The following is a 16,485-nucleotide window of genomic DNA, read 5'->3' on the forward strand; positions in this document are numbered from 1 at the left end:
GCGAAATGCGCCACAAGCTAGCCTTATGCGTTTCCGCGGTTGCGTTCGCGCATGGCACGCAACGCCTCGCGATTATCCTGCTTTTCCCTCAGGGTCTGGCGCTTGTCGTATTCGCGCTTACCGCGGGCAACGCCGATCTCCAGCTTCGCCCGACCGGATTTGAAGTACAAGCTCAGCGGGACGACGGTCAGGCCGGCTTCACTGATTTTGCGTTCGATCTTGAGCAGTTCCTGGCGGTGCAGCAAGAGCTTGCGGCGACGACGGGCCGCGTGATTGGTCCACGATCCATTGAGGTACTCGGGGATGTAGACGTTCTCGATGTACAGCTCGCCACGGTAGAACTGGCCGAAACCGTCAACCAGCGAGGCCTTGCCTTCGCGAAGCGACTTCACCTCAGTACCCGTGAGCACCATGCCAGCTTCGAAGGTGTCGAGTATTTCGAAATCGTGGCGCGCCTTGCGGTTGCTCGCGATTACTCGATCTTCTTGATTCTTCTTAGCCACGTTACTCCTTGCATGTCGCGGGCGGATTCCCGCGCACAGATTACAAGTCTAGCGCTAGAGAAGTCCCAAGGGGTTCACATGTGAACCATTGATGATCGTTTCGAAGTGCAGATGGCAGCCGGTCGAATTGCCGGTGGTGCCAACGTAGCCTATAACCTGGCCCTGCTTCACATGCTGGCCGACGCTTACCGCGATGCGGGACATGTGGTGATAGTTGGTGGCCAGGGCCTTGCCCTTGATGACGCCGTGAGAAACGGTGACCTTGTTACCCGAGGATCCGCCCCAACCGGCCATCCACACTTCACCGGAGGCAGCAGCCGTGATTGGCGAGCCGCACTGGCCGCCGAATCCCCAGTCAATGCCTGCGTGGACATAGCCGCCACGGCCGCCATAGTCGATTGTTCCAGCTGGAGTCGGGCGCCACCCGAAGGTCGAGGTCAATCGGTTACTGGTAGTGGGCTTAACCAAACCCCAGCTGCTTGGCTCGGCATATGTCGGTGCCTTTGGCTCGGATTTGGGTGCTACATAGGCCTTCTTCTTGTAGGCCTTTTTCTCTGCGCGAGCTTCTGCTGCCTTGCGCTCCTGCTCAGCTTCGTAGGCCGCCTTTTCCTCGGCGATGCGCTTTCGCTCGGCTTCTGCTTCGCGGCGCGCTTTTTCTTCTGCCTTGCGCTTGCGTTCGGCAGCTTCCCTGATCAAGCGCTCCTGGCGTTCCTTGATCTGCTGGTTGACCGCGGCGTATTCCTTCTGCTGCGATTGCAGTTTCGCCTGGATACGCGGCTTCTGCGCTTCAAGTTCAGCACTGAGTTCTTCGGTGCTGGCAACCAGCGCATCCAGTTCGTTCTTGGCGTTCTGCGCAGCATCTCGCGCCGCCTGCTCCTGCGCCAAGGCTTCCTCAGCCTGGGCTTTCAGGGAGGAAATTTCCTTTTCAACAGCAACCAGGCGAAGCTTGTTGCTTTCATTGCTGGCTTGTTCCTGGGCCAGGTCATTGTATGCGGCATTCTGGGATTCCATGGCGCGGTTGGCCATGTCCAGGCCATCGGCCATCTTGGTCGCCGAATCCATGTTGAGGATCATGTCCAGCCCGCCAGAAACGCCGCCGCGCTTATAAGCCTCAGAAGCGATCTGCGCCATCGCATCTTGAGCGTCGGAAAGCTTAGCCGCGTTTTCCTCGATCTGCTTAGCCACTTCATCACGAGTCGCTTGCGCGCTGATTAAGCGGTTGTTGAGATCGGAAAGGGTGGCCTGTGCATTGGCTACGCGGCTTTGCGCGTCAGCCAATGCCTGCTGGGCTACAGGAACCTGTGCTTGCTGGTCACGCAATTTCCTGTCGGTTTCTTGAATGTCGGCATCCAAGAATTCCATGTCGTTCTCGAGGGTATCGATGTTCTTTTCGACTTGAGCTTTCTTGTCGTCCAGCTCATCGGCGGCTACCAGCCCTGCGGGCAGCGTGAGCGCGAGAGCCATTGCTCCACCGATGGAGGCGCGTAAGAATTTACGTCGCACTGCGTTCGACAGCATAAAGCTCCTTTTAGAAATTGCGTACTTCAGTTCAAGCCTAGATAACGTTTCAGCTAAACCTTCAGGTAACGCTTCAACGTTACCACTGATGAAATTGTGGCCAAAACGATACCAATAATCAAGAGTATCGGAGCAACTAGCCATATTTCGCTGGTGGAGATGAACGCTACACCGACGTTTTCATTGGCCAACTTATCCTCGACGAGGAACTTCAGCAGCAACCACAAGGTGCCAGAAGCCAGCAATCCACCAATCAGCGACGCGATGACTCCTTCGATAATGAACGGCAGCTGAATCGTTGCTTTCGATGCACCAACCAGTCGCATGATCGTTGTTTCGAGTCGCCGGTGCATGGCTGAGAGCTGGATAGTCGTACCGGTCAGCAGCACCGCGCAAACAATCATCACGATTGCAACGACAGCAGCGGCGGCGGATGCCACGCGCACCAACTGGAAGACCTTTTCAAGCAGTTCCCGTTGGTCAATGACCGAGTCAACGCCTTGTACCGTGGAGAACGCTTCGTTGATCACCGGGTACTTCTCCGGATCTACCAGTGCGACGCGGAATGATTCGGGCAGCTGCTCAGCAGTGACCTGGTCAACCAATGCCGAGTTCTCGTATTGGTCGAGGAAGTTTTCGTATGCCTGGTCCTTCGACTCGTAGGCGAATTCCTTGATATACGGCGCAAGCTGCTCTGATTTGAGCATCTCTTCAATGCTCTGGCGCTGCTCTTCGGAAACCGCGCTACCAGCGCAGTTGGGCGAAGTGCTCGTGTCATCACAGAGGTACACCGCAACTTCCATGCGGTCGTACCAGTAGCCCTTCATCTGGTTGATCTGGAGCTGCAGTAATACCGAGGCACCGACGAAGGTCAACGATACGAAAGTCACCAGCACCACAGAGACGACCATGACGACATTCTGCCGCAGGCCCTTCGCCGCTTCGCGGAGAATAAATCCTAGTCTCACTGGTCCTCGTCTTTCTTGTCCTCAGCAACCTGTGACTCTTCGTCGTACTCCACGGCGGAATCGCCGACGAGCAGTTCGCGCGAACCGTCCTGGTTCACCACGGTGGTCATCGGGGCGTACTGTCCATCAATTTCATCGCGGATGACCTGCCCGCGACTCAGTTCAATAACGCGGTGGCGGTATTCGCTCACCAGTTCATGTGCGTGCGTAGCCATCAGGACAGTCGTACCGTTCTGGTTAATGCGGTTGAGCACGTTCATGACTTCGATGCTGTTCTTGCGGTCGAGGTTACCCGTAGGCTCATCGGCAAGCAGGATCGAGGGCCTGTTCACAATGGCGCGGGCAATGCCGACGCGTTGCTGCTCGCCACCGGAAAGTTCAGTTGGCTTGCGACGCGCCTTATCTTCAAGGCCGACCATTTTAAGTGCATCTGGCACACGCTCGCGGATCTGGGCCCGTGAAGCTCCAATGACCTCCATGGCGAACGCGACGTTGTCGAAGACCGTGCGCTCGCGCAGCAGGCGGAAGTCCTGGAAAACGAAACCGATGTCACGGCGCAGCTTAGGCACACGGCGGCTCGGAATGCGGTTGAGGTTCTGTCCCGCCACGTAGACGGATCCGTCGGTGGAGCGCTTTTCGCGCAGCACCAAGCTGAGGAAGGTCGACTTACCCGAACCGGATTCGCCAACCAAGAAGGCGAACTCGCCACGGTCTATCTCGATGTTTATATCGTCCAAAGCTGCATTCTGCTGCTTTGGCTCGTAAACCATCGAGACGTTTTCGAATTTAATCATGTCTTCAATCGCTAGTCTTCGTCGGGGCGCGACCCACGAATACCAATCTCGAGATCAAACGTCTTTTGGTGCGCCAGTCTTCCAAACACTATCGGTGCCAGGTAGCTAACCAGCCGAAATATAAGGTGTGTTGCGAGATTCATGCCGTACATACAGCTAACGCAGAATGCCCAGCTTAGGCATGACTAGCTGGAATTAGCGAAACGGAGTTCGTAACGGTGATGATACTTACACCCTCTGTGGCAAAAGCGTTTAGACCAGCTGGAATTCGCGATTTCGCTTACTTACTAGGGCGACGCTGTCCTGCACGCCAGCGGATGCCTGCATCAATGAAATCGTCAATTTCACCATCAAGTACTGCCTGGGTATTGCCGACTTCATGTTCGGTACGCAGGTCCTTGACCATTTGGTACGGATTAAGCACATAGGAACGCATCTGATCGCCCCAAGATGCCTTCACATCTCCGGCGAATTCCTTCTTCTGGGCGTCTTCTTGTTCCTTCTTCAGAAGCAGCAACCGCGATTGCAGAACTCGAAGTGCGGCAGCACGGTTCTGGATCTGCGACTTTTCGTTCTGCATCGAGACGACAACTCCGGTAGGAATATGCGTCATGCGTACTGCAGAGTCGGTGGTGTTAACGCTCTGTCCGCCAGGGCCAGAGGAACGGAAGACGTCCACGCGGATTTCAGATTCAGGGATTTCGATGGTGTCAGTCTGCTCAATCAGCGGCACGACCTCCACTGCGGCAAACGACGTCTGGCGACGTCCCTGATTATCGAATGGTGAAATACGAACCAGACGGTGCGTGCCGGCTTCGACCGAGAGGGTGCCGAAGGCATACGGTGCGTCGATTTCGAAGGTTGCCGATTTAAGGCCGGCCTCCTCGGCATACGAGGTATCCATAACGGTGGCCTTGTAACCACGGCGTTCAGCCCAGCGCAGGTACATGCGCAAAAGCATCTCTGCGAAATCGGCGGCATCAACGCCGCCGGCACCGGAGCGAATCGTGACAACCGCTCCGCGAGCATCGAATTCACCGTTGAGAAGGGTAACAATTTCGAGTTCGGCAAGGGACTTCTGGACGCTGACGAGCTCTCTATCCGCTTCGTGCAACGTATCATCGTCGTCTTCAAGTTCAGCAAGCTCAACCAAGACTTCCAAATCGTCGATGCGGGTCTTCAGCCGGGTCAGCCGTTCCAGCTCAGACTGGCGATGCGATAGCTTGCTGGTAACGATCTGCGCGGCGGCCGGATCATCCCAGAGGTTCGGAACGCCAGCTTCCTCCGAGAGGACTGCGATGTCAGCTTTGATCTGCTCGACATCGCTCACGTCTTCAATTGCGGAGAATGTAGAACGCAGTGAGCGGATTTCAGCGGAGAAGTCAGTTTTTGCCATGGTCCTCTAAGACTACGTCATTTAGCCATTGATCAATGAGTCCGGTGCTATCGCCGAAAAGAAGTTCCAATCGAGGTTTTCACTGAAAATCGCGCTGTGGAACCCCTAGCCAACTTGCAAGGCTTGCATCCACGGGTCGATCGGGAATCCGGCCAGTCAGTTCTCGAACAGTATTTCTGAACTGGGATTTGGAGGTGGGGTCCGCAAGCTTCCAAAGAAGCCCGAACTACCGCAAAAATGATGGATCCGGTTGCGCTGGATCCATCCTTCTTGGATTCCGCTCCTGGGGCATGCAGCAGCGTTGCTCGCTGACACGTTCTTTCTCTTGCTTCCCCGTACTTGTGCATTTCCCGCTTCCCTGGAACATCCATGCTGCTCTGCGCGGAGGTGTTCACCTGCTCAGTACAGTTCTTGCTGATGAATCTACAGATATTGGTACTCCGTCTGGAACGATCCACCCCACTATCGGCGGTTGCACCGAGCCCTGCAGCACGAGATTCGCGCCTTGCCCATCAGGCGTGATCTGCACCCGGCCAATGCGTAAATTGTCGACGCGGCCGGCCGCACCCACATCCGAAAGGTACTGTTGCACGGCTTGTTGCACGCGCTGCTGGTCCAACTGAATCCTCGGGTCGCCATTGTCCGCAACAAATTCGAATTCATCCACGGCAGCCACGACCGCCCCGTCGGCAATTGACAACAGCTGACGCGCTTTGAGGTTGACTGCGCTGACTGCTAGCACCACTGAAATTGTCAGCAAAGTGATGGCGCACAAGCCGATTGCCAGCACTAAGGATTGTCCATCCTCGTCCCGTGGATTCAGGGCAGCGCGTTTTGTCCTAGCCAAAGCGATCAGTCCTTTGCGAGGCTGAAGAATCCACGGTGAAAGCAGATACCTCTGCCCAGTCGGAAACGAAAGGAAGGGGAACATCCAACGCTACCGTCACAGTGACGACACTGCCCGGACTCAAGCATTCCTTGTCGCAACTAATCGATGTGCGAGCGTCGGCATATCCAAAGTTGTTCATGGTTCTTCGTACGACTGCGTGCGCATCTGACCTTGCCTGGGCGGGGTTATCGGCGGCGGCGAAAACCTTCGCTGCATGATCAGCAGCTCCAACCACGGCATAGCTACCGCCTTGCAGCTGTCCGACGGCCAGAATCAGGTACACCATGGGAATCAGCAAGACAGTTGAAGCAAAAATAAACTCCACTATCGCGCTGCCGCGATCTTCGGCCCGGATTCTCTTGTGCATCGCGGCAGCGAGATACTTGGCTCTACCCATAACGCACAGCTTCTCCCTGAACCTGCAAATCCCACCCGTTGGGCAAGAACCCGATTAAGGGCACCCTCGTGTTAACCGATACAGTTACCAACTGGCTATCACCAACGCGGGTTGTGCTCACAGCAATGTCACGGGCAAATCCGCCATGCAAGCTTTCGGTGATCAACATCCGAGTTCTGCTTCGAGCGTCGGATACTGACCGATTGGCCAAAGCACCGTAATGGGCGCCGTTCGATGCTGCGTCAATCAGGGTGTTGCGCACATGCAGTACCAACGCGAGTTGGATGAGCGTCATTGCGATGACCACAAGCAACGTTGTGACCATGACAAATTCGGCTACAGCAGACCCGTTCTCGCAATCTACAAGTTCCGCAGATTCCGAATTTCCAGGAGACCCCGCACTCGACCACATGCGCGGTTATCCCAATCCGGAAACTCGATCGATCGCTTGGTTGAACAGGTCCTGCAGCCTAGGCCCTGCAATGGCCAGCAAGGCGGCAACCAGCAACGCGGACATGAGTATGACTAGTACCTGACTGCTCCTAGACCCTGACTAGGAAGTACTCCCCCAGCGAGGCACGATCTGCACCTGACCACGAGGCCGACCAGGCTTCACCACAATCTTCGCCACCACCCTGGCCAGCAGCTCCCGCTTCACCTCCGCCGGCATCTCACCCCACTGCTCCATCAGATCAGGAGGCAACTTCAAGGGCTCAACCCGGGACTCGACACGCGCCGCCATCAGCTGATCCTCCAGAGACTTCTTCTCACCGACCCACTGATCACGCATCCGCTCATAGACCTCCTGCGGCACCGTCCCATCCACCAGCTTCTCAGTCAACGCCTCCAACCTGGACTCCACCTTGATCAGCGCTCGCCGAAGTCCGGGTGTGGGGTCGTGGGGCTTAGGTGCCTTGTGGTCCTGGGTGGCCTCGTTGATTTCATCCGCTATGTCGGACAGCCAGGGAAGTAGGGTGGCTTCGATGGTGCTGTTCATGACGTAGCCGCCGGGGTGGAGTTTCCATTGGGCGGCCCCGCTGCAGCGGTATTTGAGGGTGTGGTCTGAGCCAAAGAGGCCGGCGTACATTCCGTGGCCGCAGAGCTCGCAGAAGATCAGGCCGGTGTACGGGTATTTTCCTTTGGTGCGGGAGCGGGTGACCCGACGGCTCTTGCGGCGCACCTGGAATTGTTCCCATGTTTCTTCGCTGATCAACGGTTCGTGGATCCCTTGGCGGACTTCTCCTTTGGAGATGAAGCGGCCTGAGGCGAAGGGGTTGTCCATGACGCGGCGTACGGTGTTTGCTGACCAGATGCCCGGCTTCGGCCCGGTGTAGCCTTCCCCAGGCTTGGTGGGTCCTGCGTTGAGGTAGTCGGTAATGTCGTAGAAGGAGGCCCCGGCGACGTATTTGCGGTAACACTCTTGAAGGATCGGGCCCTCGATGGGGTCCGGGATGAAACCGGTCTTCTTGTCGTACTGGTAGCCGAAGCGTTTCTTGCCAGTCGCCGGCAGGCCCTGCTCGATGCGGCGCCGGTGTGCCTCCTTCCAGGTGTCGCCGATGCGTTCGGATTCGAAGGCTGCGAATTCTGCGAGCATGCCGCGGGCGAAGCGTCCAGTGGACGTGCTGACGTCGACTTGCTCAGTCGCGGATTCGATACGGCCGCCGGCAGCTTCAACCTTGTCGATGGCCACAGCCCAGTCCAGGCGTGCGCGTGAGAGGCGTGACCATTTCCAGAGGATGATGACGTCGGCTTCCTGGTCTTCGATCATCTTCATGACGCGCAGCACTGCCGGGCGTTTCCATGTTCGGCCGCTGATACCGTGATCGGACTCGACTGCGACTACATCGTAGCCTGCCTGTGTAGCGTAGCGGCGGCCTGCGTCCTCTTGCAGCTCTAGGCTGATGGATTCCTCTTTGGCCACGGATTGGCGCAGGTAGAGGATAGCTCGGGGTCGTTGCTGGGTCTTCTTTGGATTCATCGGAATCACTCCTGTGCTTCGGAGATGCTTCTACTTTGTGCGTTGACGCGAGTTTTTGGGCGCGACTAATTACGGGATGGGAATAAGTGGTTAGGCGATATGTTCGCCTGGCGGCCAAAGCGCCTGGATCTGGTCGCCGTCTAACGTGGCCAGCCGATCCAGGATGACTTGTTCGGTGACGCCGATTTCCTCGGCCATTTCGGCCGGGCAGCGTGACCAGCCTGCAACTTCCTGTAGGCTCTCGAAGCTGACAAGGAAACGAGCTACTTCCAGGCAGACTTGCCGTTCGATGGCCCGCGACTGGCAGCCGTCGTGACCGTGCCGGATGTGGATTGCCTCGTGCGCCAGGAAGCATTTCCGCTCCACTGCGGTGAGTTTCGGGTCGATCCAGATACGCCGACCATCCGTGGCCGCAACTATGTCCGGGTGAGGACGATTCCAAATGATAATGACGTGCGCGAACGAGCGCAGCATAGCCCATACATTTTGCATATAATCGAATATATGTTCGAAAGCTTGCAAGTCACAATATGACTGGAATCAGGTCCGTGACATCAGCGGTCGGTGACGTTACTTAACTTGGATTCTGGCGATATTGGCGATGAGCGTCGAAAGATCAGCGATGCTGATACTTTCGATTTTTTCGCCGGAACCGGATTGAGGGCGCCCTGGCTCTTCGCCAAATACTCGTTTCGCAAATTCGGCGCGAAGTTGATTTTTGGAAGCTTCGTCTCCGATTTGCTCGGTGTAGGAGGCAAACGTTTGAAGCTGAACTTGCATCGTGTCCGCCCAAACTGCGAGGCGGCGATGATATGTGGCCAGTCGCAACAAATAAGTTCCAATCGCTCCGCCCCCGGCCACAATTGCGAACCGCCATGACAGTTCAGGCAAATTAAATTCGGCGTCCCCGGACTGCAATGCAAAGGTTACTGAAAAGTCTGCCACTCCGAAAAGGACCATGATTCCAATTGTGAAGAAGAACATGGTTGACACATCATGCTTTTTACGAAACGACTGAAAATGTTGCACAAGCGTGTCTGCCGAGGACCGCTTAGAAACTGCGTCATACCTTGCCTGGGCGGCGGAGAAATTATTTACTGCATCCAGTGCCTGTGACTCTAGTTGGCTTATCGTGCTTTTAGTTCCCTCAAGATCCCTCGCCAAATTCTCTGCTCGAACTGTCCACGAACTCAAGTCAGTAGCTTGGCTTTCCAACCGATTCCGAAGGCTCGATATCTCATCCGGATCCAGATTGATGGAGTTGAGTTTATCAATCGCCGCTGCTGCTTGGCGATCAAGCGCCAACTGCTGCTCCTCCTTCTTCAAGGCATACTGGAGATCTATGAAATCTCGACGGAGGTTGGAGAACTTCTTGCCGTAAGTTGGGTCGTTAGACAACTCGGGAATATAGTGTGCGGGGTCTAACTCCATGAAGTAGACCTCTTCCATCCAGTGCAAAACCCTCGTCAGATCTTGAAGTGTATTGGCAGAAGAAAGATCCAGTTTTTTATAGGACTGGTCAAGATAGCGCTCAAGATTGACAAATTTGTCCGGGGAGACCTGGGTCAAATGCTCAAGTACCAAGCCCGTGAACATGTTGGTGTGCTGATCAATTACCGAAGCGATTGAGCTCGCCATCCGCCCCATAGGGTCTGCCTGGTTGAAGGTCCGAGCCCAGCCGTTGAAGTTATCCGAGATTCCTTGGAGTGTAGCCCGCAAAAGTCGAAATGCGTTGTCTTTCGCTGCGAGATCAATTTCAGAAATCGGAATCACGTCCTTCAGGGTCAGCATCGGACACACTGTGGTCCAATTCCGCGTCAAGTTGCTCTTGCTTGGTCTTCACCTTTGGGTGCGCTGCGAGTTTCTGGAGTGGTGGCACTGGGATGCTCCTGGCTTCTTCGCCGTGGAGCTCCGTGATGCCGTAGTCACGTTCGGTCTTCTGTCCAGGGCGAGCGTCACCCGCGGGCGCCACCTCTCGCAGTGTTGAAGTTTCGCTTGCTTGAGATTGGCCTCGTTGTCCATTAATGCCACTTTCCGCGTCATGCATCGCGGCTACCAGAGACAAAACTAATCGCTGGTCCCGGACGCTTAGATCCGTTGAATAGCGAAGCGAATTTTCCAAAGATGCATCCTGGGCGTCCATTTGGACTCCCATGCTGGCCACGGCCGCATAAGCGACCGCCTGCTCTGAGACACCAAGCACTGAAGCTAGGACTTGAATCTGGCTGGCTTTGATTGCAACTACAGGTTCAATCTTCAGCCGAGAAAAATTCGAGTGCTTCATCGAGTGGCCGTTTCGCTCAGCCACCCTCTCCATGTCGCGGGTTGACCAACCTTCACGGTCTTGCGCTGCCTGGATGAGGCGGCCGAGTGGGTGTAATTCGTTCACAGCCATAGTCTTTCCGGATCGCATGGACACGCGCAAACAGTGCGGACACTTCTTGTAAGCATGTCGTGGACACTAAGAACTCTAGCTATAAATTGCGAAGAATGCCTGAATCCACGCAGTTCTAGGTAAATCCGTAGAAAAAGAGTGGACACTAGCGGGCAGTTAATGTAATGATTATCTGGACACTTGGAAGAAAGGCTAGTACAGTGAAGGTCGTAAAGTTCCCGATCCAGCTAGGAGATATCTGGATGAAACTCAAGGACAGGAAGAAGCTCCTGACCATCATGGAGATTCAGGAGGTGTCTCGTCGCGAACTCGCCAGCATTGCGGGGTGGAAGTCTCATAGCTACATGAACCGCCTCTGCAATGGCGAGGTTGACACTTTGCAGCCAGAACCAGCGTTGCGAATTGCGAAATTCCTAGGCGTGGCTGTAGACGATCTTTTTTTGACCAAAGTGGAAGAAAAGAGTGGCCAACCGGAAAATAAGTCAGGAAAGGTACGTGCGGCATGAAAAAGAACCTCACACCCCTCGCCGTCGCAGCCCTCGCGCTCGCCGGTTGTGTACCCGCTCAGGCAGACGCGAGCCGGGTTGCCAGCACGGCCGCTGTCAAGAGCCACTCTGTCGGCAACACCTCGAACAGCATCACCGAGGTACGCGATGCGCTAGAGCGTGACGACATGCGAGCCCAGGTTCACGCGAACTTGGATTCGCTGTTGTCCAGCTCCGAGGCGTACGCGACGCACTTCGAGTTCGAGCGTGATCTGTTCGTCTGCGAGCAGCTACACCCGGTTCCGGCCGACCACGAGACTGATCACCCGGAATCAAGGCCACTCGCCAATTGCGTGCGGCTCACCTTCGAGGCGCACCAGGCAGGTCAGTTGTGAGTCGGTACAGCAACAACTACGACCGGGCCAGCGAGAGCTACCGCGCTGCCCGGAACGATGCCATCGAAGCTAACGAGCTTGTCGGCTCTGCCGCGGTGGATATCGCTGAGCAGTTGTTGAAGACCGGTTCCGCCGACACGACTATCCTCGTCGTCTACGAGAAAGCCAAGGAACTGGCCGGCCAGAAGTCCAAGGCGGCCCGTGAAGCTTGGGAAGTCTACGACCGGGCATACCGTGTCTGGACCGGCCAGGAAAAGGAAATGCCCTCAGCAGGTGCAACTGCTGAGGGCAACGAAACCAAACATTCAAACGGTAAGTAAGGAGTGATTTCAATGTCCAGTGTATCGAACACTGTTGATAGCACACAGGCCGAGGCCCGGCCATCGCGGGAGCAGTGCATCCGTGAGGCAGGAGCCGTGCTAGCCAGCTGGCGCGCAGAGGCCATCGTCCAGGTGGTGGCGGCGTGAACGATCTGATTCTCACCGTCATCGGTGCCGGCGTCGGCCTGACCGCGATTGGAACGCTCAGCTCGGGAACGTATTTCTTCCTGACCGGCGCGACGGCCAACCAGAAGGCCGCTGAGTTGCGTGAGTCCGAAGCGGCGTTGAACCGCACTCGGGTGGAGTCCGCGAAGGTGGCGAACCGTGTAGCGAACGAGATGGGCCGCAAGCTGGCTTCGGTGGAAGGCCTGGGCGAGTTCGCTCTTGGCTTCTCCCCCAACGAGGGCGGACCGTGCCAGTGCGGCAAGTGCAAAGCAAGAAGAGGAGAGACCGATGTCTAAGTTTTGGTTCCGGAAGAATCACCAGTCAGTTTCCCCAGCACGTCTGGCCGAAGCACAGAATCTGGTTACCCGCCAAGAGGCGTACGACCGTGCGAAAGAAGCCACCGTTCACTTGCTGCTTGCTTTGAAGCAATGGCCAGGCTTCGACTCCACCGGCAACATCAACGGGGCCATCGATCACACGCTAGTGAACATCGACCGCTTGGACGATGCCCTCGACGAGCTGCGGGACCAGGTCGATAAGTTCCGTGGCCAGCAGGTGGCGGAGATGATGCAGCGCTCAGATCATCCGTCCATGCGCTCGCCTGAAAATATGATGGTCCAGCCCAGTGGGCAGGCCATTCGCGTATCCATCGGCGGCTCGGTGGTGGCCACGCGGAAGTCAGTCGCCGAACAGGTCACCAAGACGCTTGACAAAGTTTTAAACCAGAAAGGCATAGTGCTGTGAGCCGGGTCGAGGGCCGCGTGGTCATCAATCCGAAGGGCTCCGGCCGGCCGTCTGCCACGCTGCACACGTCCTGGCTGGAATCCCCTAAGGCTGATCGTGCCAGGGCAGCTAAGGCGACGGTGAGCGCGTGGGCGAAGAACAAGTACCGCGGATGCAGCGTCTATGTGGAGGTCGGAACCATCGCGGACGGCGACAACGGCGTGGGCCACTTGCACGTGAACGGGATGGAGATCGCGGACTTCTCCGCAGTCCTCGCTCCTCCCCCGGTGCCGGCCCAGTCCTTGTTCGAAGGATGATCGCCATGAGTCCTGCAGACGTTCTTCTTTTCGCGGTTCGCCGCATGTTCTGGGTCCATATGCCGGCCATCGGGCTGCTGTTGCTGCTCTGCATGCTGACCGTGCAGTTGCCTTCCGGTTTCAGTGGCTTGTGCGCTATTGCCGCGTTCGGCTGGGTTGTCCTTGCTGTTGGCGACTGGGTGGCATCTGACCTTCGCGCTTTCCGCGCCGCATAACTCTTCCCTTTCCATTCTTTCCTACGCACTAGAGGTGTATTTTCTTGGCTAAATTCAACGGCAGACTTGAAGTTCTTGCCCTTTCCGCAGTGCATCAGCACCCCGATAACATCCGCGAGGACTTGGGCGATCTGACCCAGCTGTCCGGCGAGATCAAGGAGTTGGTCCTGCTCAACCCGCTACTGGTATATCCGCATCCGGTCCGCGAGGGCGACTTCGTGGTGCAGGACGGCAACCGCCGTCGTGCTGCTGCCGCGCAGGCCGGCCTGACTGAAGTTCCTTGCGTGGTGCTTCCAGTGCCGAAGGCCGATCGTGGCCCGCGCGCTGACATCGAGACGATGCTGACCACCGGCCGCAACCACCGCCCATTGTCCGAGGCCGAGGTATCCAAGGGCATCCAGGGCCTGCTGGATCTGGGCTTGGATATCACGACCGTGGGCAAAAAGTTCAAGATGTCCCGCAAGGAAGTCCAGGCTCGCGCCAAGGTCGCCCTGAAGAACGACGGCGTATCCAAGGCCTACTCCGCCGGCCGACTGAGCTTGGACGCAGTACAGCGCTTGCAGGAGCTGGAAGAGAAGTCCGATATCCCCAACCTGTACGAACGCGCCGTGGAACGCATCGAGGACATGCCGAACGGCGCCAGCGTGGAGACCGTTGAGCGCGTCATTGCTGAAACCGAGGTGTCGATCAAGAAGACTCAGCGCGAGGCTGAGCTGAAAGAGCTGGACGCCAAAGTTGGAGACTTCAACATTCAGTACGACGCCTCGTGGTCGAAGGTCGAAGACGAAATGACCGACGAAGAACACAAGACGGCCGGCCACCGCTACTACTTCAGCTATCGCGATCCTGAACCTACCTGGTACGTCAAGGAGAAGAAGGTCAAGCCCGAGCTGACCGAGCAGGAGAAGCACGACAAGGAAACCCAGAACAAGCTCAAGAGCATGCTCAAGATTGTGCAGCGCTCCCGAATCGCGTTCATCAAGAATGCTTTCGAGACCGTGAAGCCGTCGGAGCAGCTGGCGAAGGAAACCATCGCCAAGAAGATCATGGAGCAGATCCTCTACTCGGATGAAGGCCGCACCATTATGGGCGAGGTCGTAGGCATCAAAGCCCCCGAGCTGGACGGAATCACCAGCTCTTCCGAACTCCTGGACCGCTGGAACGCTGAAGTGCACAAGCACCTGGTGCGCCAGTCCATGGCTTATCTGGGCATGATGCTGGCCTTCGCTGGTTACATCGGCACTGAAGAATCGCTGGGCAAGCTGTCTGGCTTCGAACGCTCAGGGTTTGAAAACGGCAACTACGGCGCTCGCTGGAAGAACGGTCACGCCTACTACAAGTTCCTTACTGAGCATCTCGGCTATGAACTCGACCTCGACGAGAAGCTGGCCATGGAGTACTCGGCCATGAATCTGCCTGGCCGCAATCGCGATCTGGATCTGGTCCCGCTCCCTGACGAGGTCACCGCGACCTGTGGCGGCTGCAATCAGGAAGTCGTGGCCGACTCCGAGTGGCAGGGCCTGTGCATCGACTGCGACGGGGAGAACGAGTAGCCGTGGCCACCAGAAGCATGGCGAGCATTACCCGCCAAGCCCCCAAGCTGACCGATGACATTGCTTCGTGGCAGGACAAGGCAGCTTGCTATCCGTGGGATTTCAAGAAGAACGGTGATCCGTTCTTCCCATCGAGCATCGCCGCATCGGAAGCGCATAAAGCTCAGAGCATTTGCGCTACCTGCCCAGTCCGGTATGCCTGCCGGGAAACGGCGTTCTCCGATAAGGACACGTTCAAGTACGGCATCTTCGGCGGCACCACTCCCGAAGACCGGGCTAAGGCCGCACGCAAACGCGCCTCGGCGAACACCAGAAGACCCCGCCCAGCTTTGAAGGAGAAGCCATGATCCTCACCGTAAACACCGCGGACTTGCGCCACGCACTGATCGCAGTTCAGCCGCATGTTCACAATGATGCTGCTACCGGCCTGGACGTCGTGCATTTCATGGCCGATGACCAGAATGTCTACGTCCAAGCAACCAACACCGCGTCGGCTGCACTGGCAATCGTGAGCGTTTGGGATTCCGAAGGGCTCACCGGAGACCCCGAAGAAGACTCCTTCGACCTGGACCCGACCGTGGTCAAGGAACTGCTCCAAGTCTTCAAAGCTTCGAAGAACCAGCCTGAGGATGAAATCGGCGATTCCTTGCAGATCAAGGTCTCTACCAAGGAACTGATCTTCACCGACATTTCAGGCTTGTTCCCGGGGAAGGCGTACATCGTGCCTAACGGGAACACGTCCGAGGTATTCCCGAACCTGCCGAGGCTATTCGAAGAAGCCGTGTCCGCTGCCAAGCAGGTGCCTTCCCGCATCCTGGCCAACGGCAAGCTCCTGCAGCTCTTCGCGCACGCGGCCGCGGCCTACAAGGAACCGCTGGCGGTCGAACCAACGGCCACCCGAACCCGGATGCTGATCACCTGCGGAGAATCCTTCATCGGCCTGCTGATGCCAATCCGAGCCGAGGAAGGATCCGACCTCGACGTGAAGCTCATTGAAGCCCGCGACGGATGGAACCGTCGGCTGCCCGCCTTGGCATACGCGCTGCGCCAGCGGAGCACCGGCCGGCCGGACAACGAAGCCGAACGCGCCGAAGCAGCAGCGGTCGCAGCACTCAAGGCCGCCAAAGGCGTGATCGTCTTCAGCAGCGGAAACACCAGCATGACGGTCACGGCCAAGCCTAATAGCGACGATGACGATGAACAGTTGTTCCGTTCAGCCATGCGCCTAGTGATCACGACCCAGTTCGGCTCAACTTCAATGCTGCAACGCAAGCTCAGAATCGGTTTCGCTAGAGCCGCGCGGCTCATGGAAGAGCTGGAAGCGCGAAGCATCGTTGGCCCTGCCAGCGGCAGCAAAGCACGAGAAGTACTGATCCCGGCCGACCAACTCGACAGAGCACTTGCCGACCAAACCGAGAACAGTGCTGCAACGACCTGACCAGGACCCAAAAACCTTGTCAAGAAATTAACAAAC

At 56.9% G+C, this 16,485-nt stretch carries 23 protein-coding genes; 11 read left to right on the forward strand and 12 right to left on the reverse strand.

The window, feature by feature from the left end; translation table 11 throughout:
- Positions 1-23 precede the first annotated feature (23 nt).
- From smpB to AC1Z36_RS14250, 12 genes are all read right to left on the reverse strand, one after another.
- On the reverse strand, positions 24-503 hold the full coding sequence (smpB, locus tag AC1Z36_RS14195) for an SsrA-binding protein SmpB (RefSeq protein WP_105658370.1): 480 nt from the start codon (positions 501-503) through the stop codon (positions 24-26).
- 54 nt (positions 504-557) lie between these two features.
- Positions 558-2,021 carry a M23 family metallopeptidase gene (locus AC1Z36_RS14200; RefSeq protein ID WP_105658369.1) on the reverse strand — a complete coding sequence of 488 codons (1,464 nt, stop codon included), beginning with the start codon at positions 2,019-2,021 and terminating at the stop codon, positions 558-560.
- Positions 2,022-2,074: 53 nt separating this feature from the next.
- Positions 2,075-2,989 (reverse strand): permease-like cell division protein FtsX, encoded by a 915-nt coding sequence (ftsX, locus tag AC1Z36_RS14205; protein ID WP_105658368.1) that lies wholly within the window; start codon positions 2,987-2,989, stop codon positions 2,075-2,077.
- Positions 2,986-3,783 carry a cell division ATP-binding protein FtsE gene (ftsE, locus tag AC1Z36_RS14210; RefSeq protein WP_105658367.1) on the reverse strand — a complete coding sequence of 266 codons (798 nt, stop codon included), beginning with the start codon at positions 3,781-3,783 and terminating at the stop codon, positions 2,986-2,988. Before ftsE ends, ftsX begins: the two co-directional genes overlap by 4 nt.
- A 280-nt stretch (positions 3,784-4,063) precedes the next feature.
- Positions 4,064-5,179: a peptide chain release factor 2 gene (gene prfB / locus AC1Z36_RS14215; protein WP_105658366.1), complete on the reverse strand. Its 1,116-nt coding sequence runs from the start codon at positions 5,177-5,179 to the stop codon at positions 4,064-4,066.
- A gap of 391 nt (positions 5,180-5,570) precedes the next feature.
- Complete coding sequence (locus AC1Z36_RS14220) at positions 5,571-5,969, reverse strand: hypothetical protein (RefSeq protein ID WP_332487271.1); 399 nt, start codon at positions 5,967-5,969, stop codon at positions 5,571-5,573.
- A gap of 49 nt (positions 5,970-6,018) precedes the next feature.
- Positions 6,019-6,465: a hypothetical protein gene (locus AC1Z36_RS14225; RefSeq protein WP_105658364.1), complete on the reverse strand. Its 447-nt coding sequence runs from the start codon at positions 6,463-6,465 to the stop codon at positions 6,019-6,021.
- The gene (locus AC1Z36_RS14230) at positions 6,458-6,877 is read right to left on the reverse strand and encodes a TadE family protein (protein ID WP_105658363.1); all 420 of its coding nucleotides are present in this window, start codon (positions 6,875-6,877) and stop codon (positions 6,458-6,460) included. Before AC1Z36_RS14230 ends, AC1Z36_RS14225 begins: the two co-directional genes overlap by 8 nt.
- Positions 6,878-7,018: 141 nt before the next feature.
- Entirely contained in the window at positions 7,019-8,443 is a 1,425-nt protein-coding gene (locus AC1Z36_RS14235; RefSeq protein WP_483561369.1) for a recombinase family protein, read from the reverse strand.
- 90 nt (positions 8,444-8,533) lie between these two features.
- Positions 8,534-8,965: an ImmA/IrrE family metallo-endopeptidase gene (locus tag AC1Z36_RS14240; protein WP_483561370.1), complete on the reverse strand. Its 432-nt coding sequence runs from the start codon at positions 8,963-8,965 to the stop codon at positions 8,534-8,536.
- A gap of 48 nt (positions 8,966-9,013) precedes the next feature.
- The gene (locus tag AC1Z36_RS14245) at positions 9,014-10,234 is read right to left on the reverse strand and encodes a hypothetical protein (protein ID WP_402735759.1); all 1,221 of its coding nucleotides are present in this window, start codon (positions 10,232-10,234) and stop codon (positions 9,014-9,016) included.
- Positions 10,200-10,832 carry a hypothetical protein gene (locus AC1Z36_RS14250; RefSeq protein ID WP_483561371.1) on the reverse strand — a complete coding sequence of 211 codons (633 nt, stop codon included), beginning with the start codon at positions 10,830-10,832 and terminating at the stop codon, positions 10,200-10,202. The genes AC1Z36_RS14245 and AC1Z36_RS14250 overlap by 35 nt, the downstream gene beginning before the upstream one ends.
- A gap of 248 nt (positions 10,833-11,080) precedes the next feature.
- On the opposite strand from AC1Z36_RS14250, the gene AC1Z36_RS14255 reads away from it, so the two are divergent.
- The 11 genes from AC1Z36_RS14255 to AC1Z36_RS14305 are packed head-to-tail and all read left to right on the forward strand — an operon-like array spanning position 11,081 to position 16,449.
- A complete protein-coding gene (locus tag AC1Z36_RS14255) occupies positions 11,081-11,344 on the forward strand; it encodes a helix-turn-helix domain-containing protein (RefSeq protein ID WP_402735761.1) in 264 nt (87 codons plus the stop codon).
- The gene (locus AC1Z36_RS14260) at positions 11,341-11,718 is read left to right on the forward strand and encodes a hypothetical protein (RefSeq protein ID WP_483561372.1); all 378 of its coding nucleotides are present in this window, start codon (positions 11,341-11,343) and stop codon (positions 11,716-11,718) included. Before AC1Z36_RS14255 ends, AC1Z36_RS14260 begins: the two co-directional genes overlap by 4 nt.
- The gene (locus tag AC1Z36_RS14265) at positions 11,715-12,038 is read left to right on the forward strand and encodes a hypothetical protein (RefSeq protein ID WP_483561373.1); all 324 of its coding nucleotides are present in this window, start codon (positions 11,715-11,717) and stop codon (positions 12,036-12,038) included. Before AC1Z36_RS14260 ends, AC1Z36_RS14265 begins: the two co-directional genes overlap by 4 nt.
- A gap of 12 nt (positions 12,039-12,050) precedes the next feature.
- Entirely contained in the window at positions 12,051-12,185 is a 135-nt protein-coding gene (locus AC1Z36_RS14270) for a hypothetical protein (RefSeq protein ID WP_483561374.1), read from the forward strand.
- On the forward strand, positions 12,182-12,499 hold the full coding sequence (locus AC1Z36_RS14275; RefSeq protein ID WP_483561375.1) for a hypothetical protein: 318 nt from the start codon (positions 12,182-12,184) through the stop codon (positions 12,497-12,499). The genes AC1Z36_RS14270 and AC1Z36_RS14275 overlap by 4 nt, the downstream gene beginning before the upstream one ends.
- Entirely contained in the window at positions 12,492-12,947 is a 456-nt protein-coding gene (locus AC1Z36_RS14280) for a hypothetical protein (protein WP_483561376.1), read from the forward strand. The genes AC1Z36_RS14275 and AC1Z36_RS14280 overlap by 8 nt, the downstream gene beginning before the upstream one ends.
- Positions 12,944-13,243, forward strand: a complete 300-nt coding sequence (locus AC1Z36_RS14285; RefSeq protein ID WP_483561377.1) for a hypothetical protein — start codon at positions 12,944-12,946, stop codon at positions 13,241-13,243. The genes AC1Z36_RS14280 and AC1Z36_RS14285 overlap by 4 nt, the downstream gene beginning before the upstream one ends.
- 5 nt (positions 13,244-13,248) lie before the next feature.
- Positions 13,249-13,458, forward strand: coding sequence for a hypothetical protein (locus AC1Z36_RS14290; RefSeq protein ID WP_483561378.1), 210 nt, complete (start codon positions 13,249-13,251; stop codon positions 13,456-13,458).
- Between the two features lie 44 nt (positions 13,459-13,502).
- Positions 13,503-15,011 (forward strand): ParB/RepB/Spo0J family partition protein, encoded by a 1,509-nt coding sequence (locus AC1Z36_RS14295; RefSeq protein ID WP_483561379.1) that lies wholly within the window; start codon positions 13,503-13,505, stop codon positions 15,009-15,011.
- Between the two features lie 2 nt (positions 15,012-15,013).
- Entirely contained in the window at positions 15,014-15,358 is a 345-nt protein-coding gene (locus AC1Z36_RS14300; protein ID WP_483561380.1) for a WhiB family transcriptional regulator, read from the forward strand.
- A complete protein-coding gene (locus tag AC1Z36_RS14305; RefSeq protein ID WP_483561381.1) occupies positions 15,355-16,449 on the forward strand; it encodes a DNA translocase FtsK in 1,095 nt (364 codons plus the stop codon). Before AC1Z36_RS14300 ends, AC1Z36_RS14305 begins: the two co-directional genes overlap by 4 nt.
- Positions 16,450-16,485: the final 36 nt, after the last annotated feature.

This window comes from Glutamicibacter sp. BS14 (assembly GCF_056934375.1).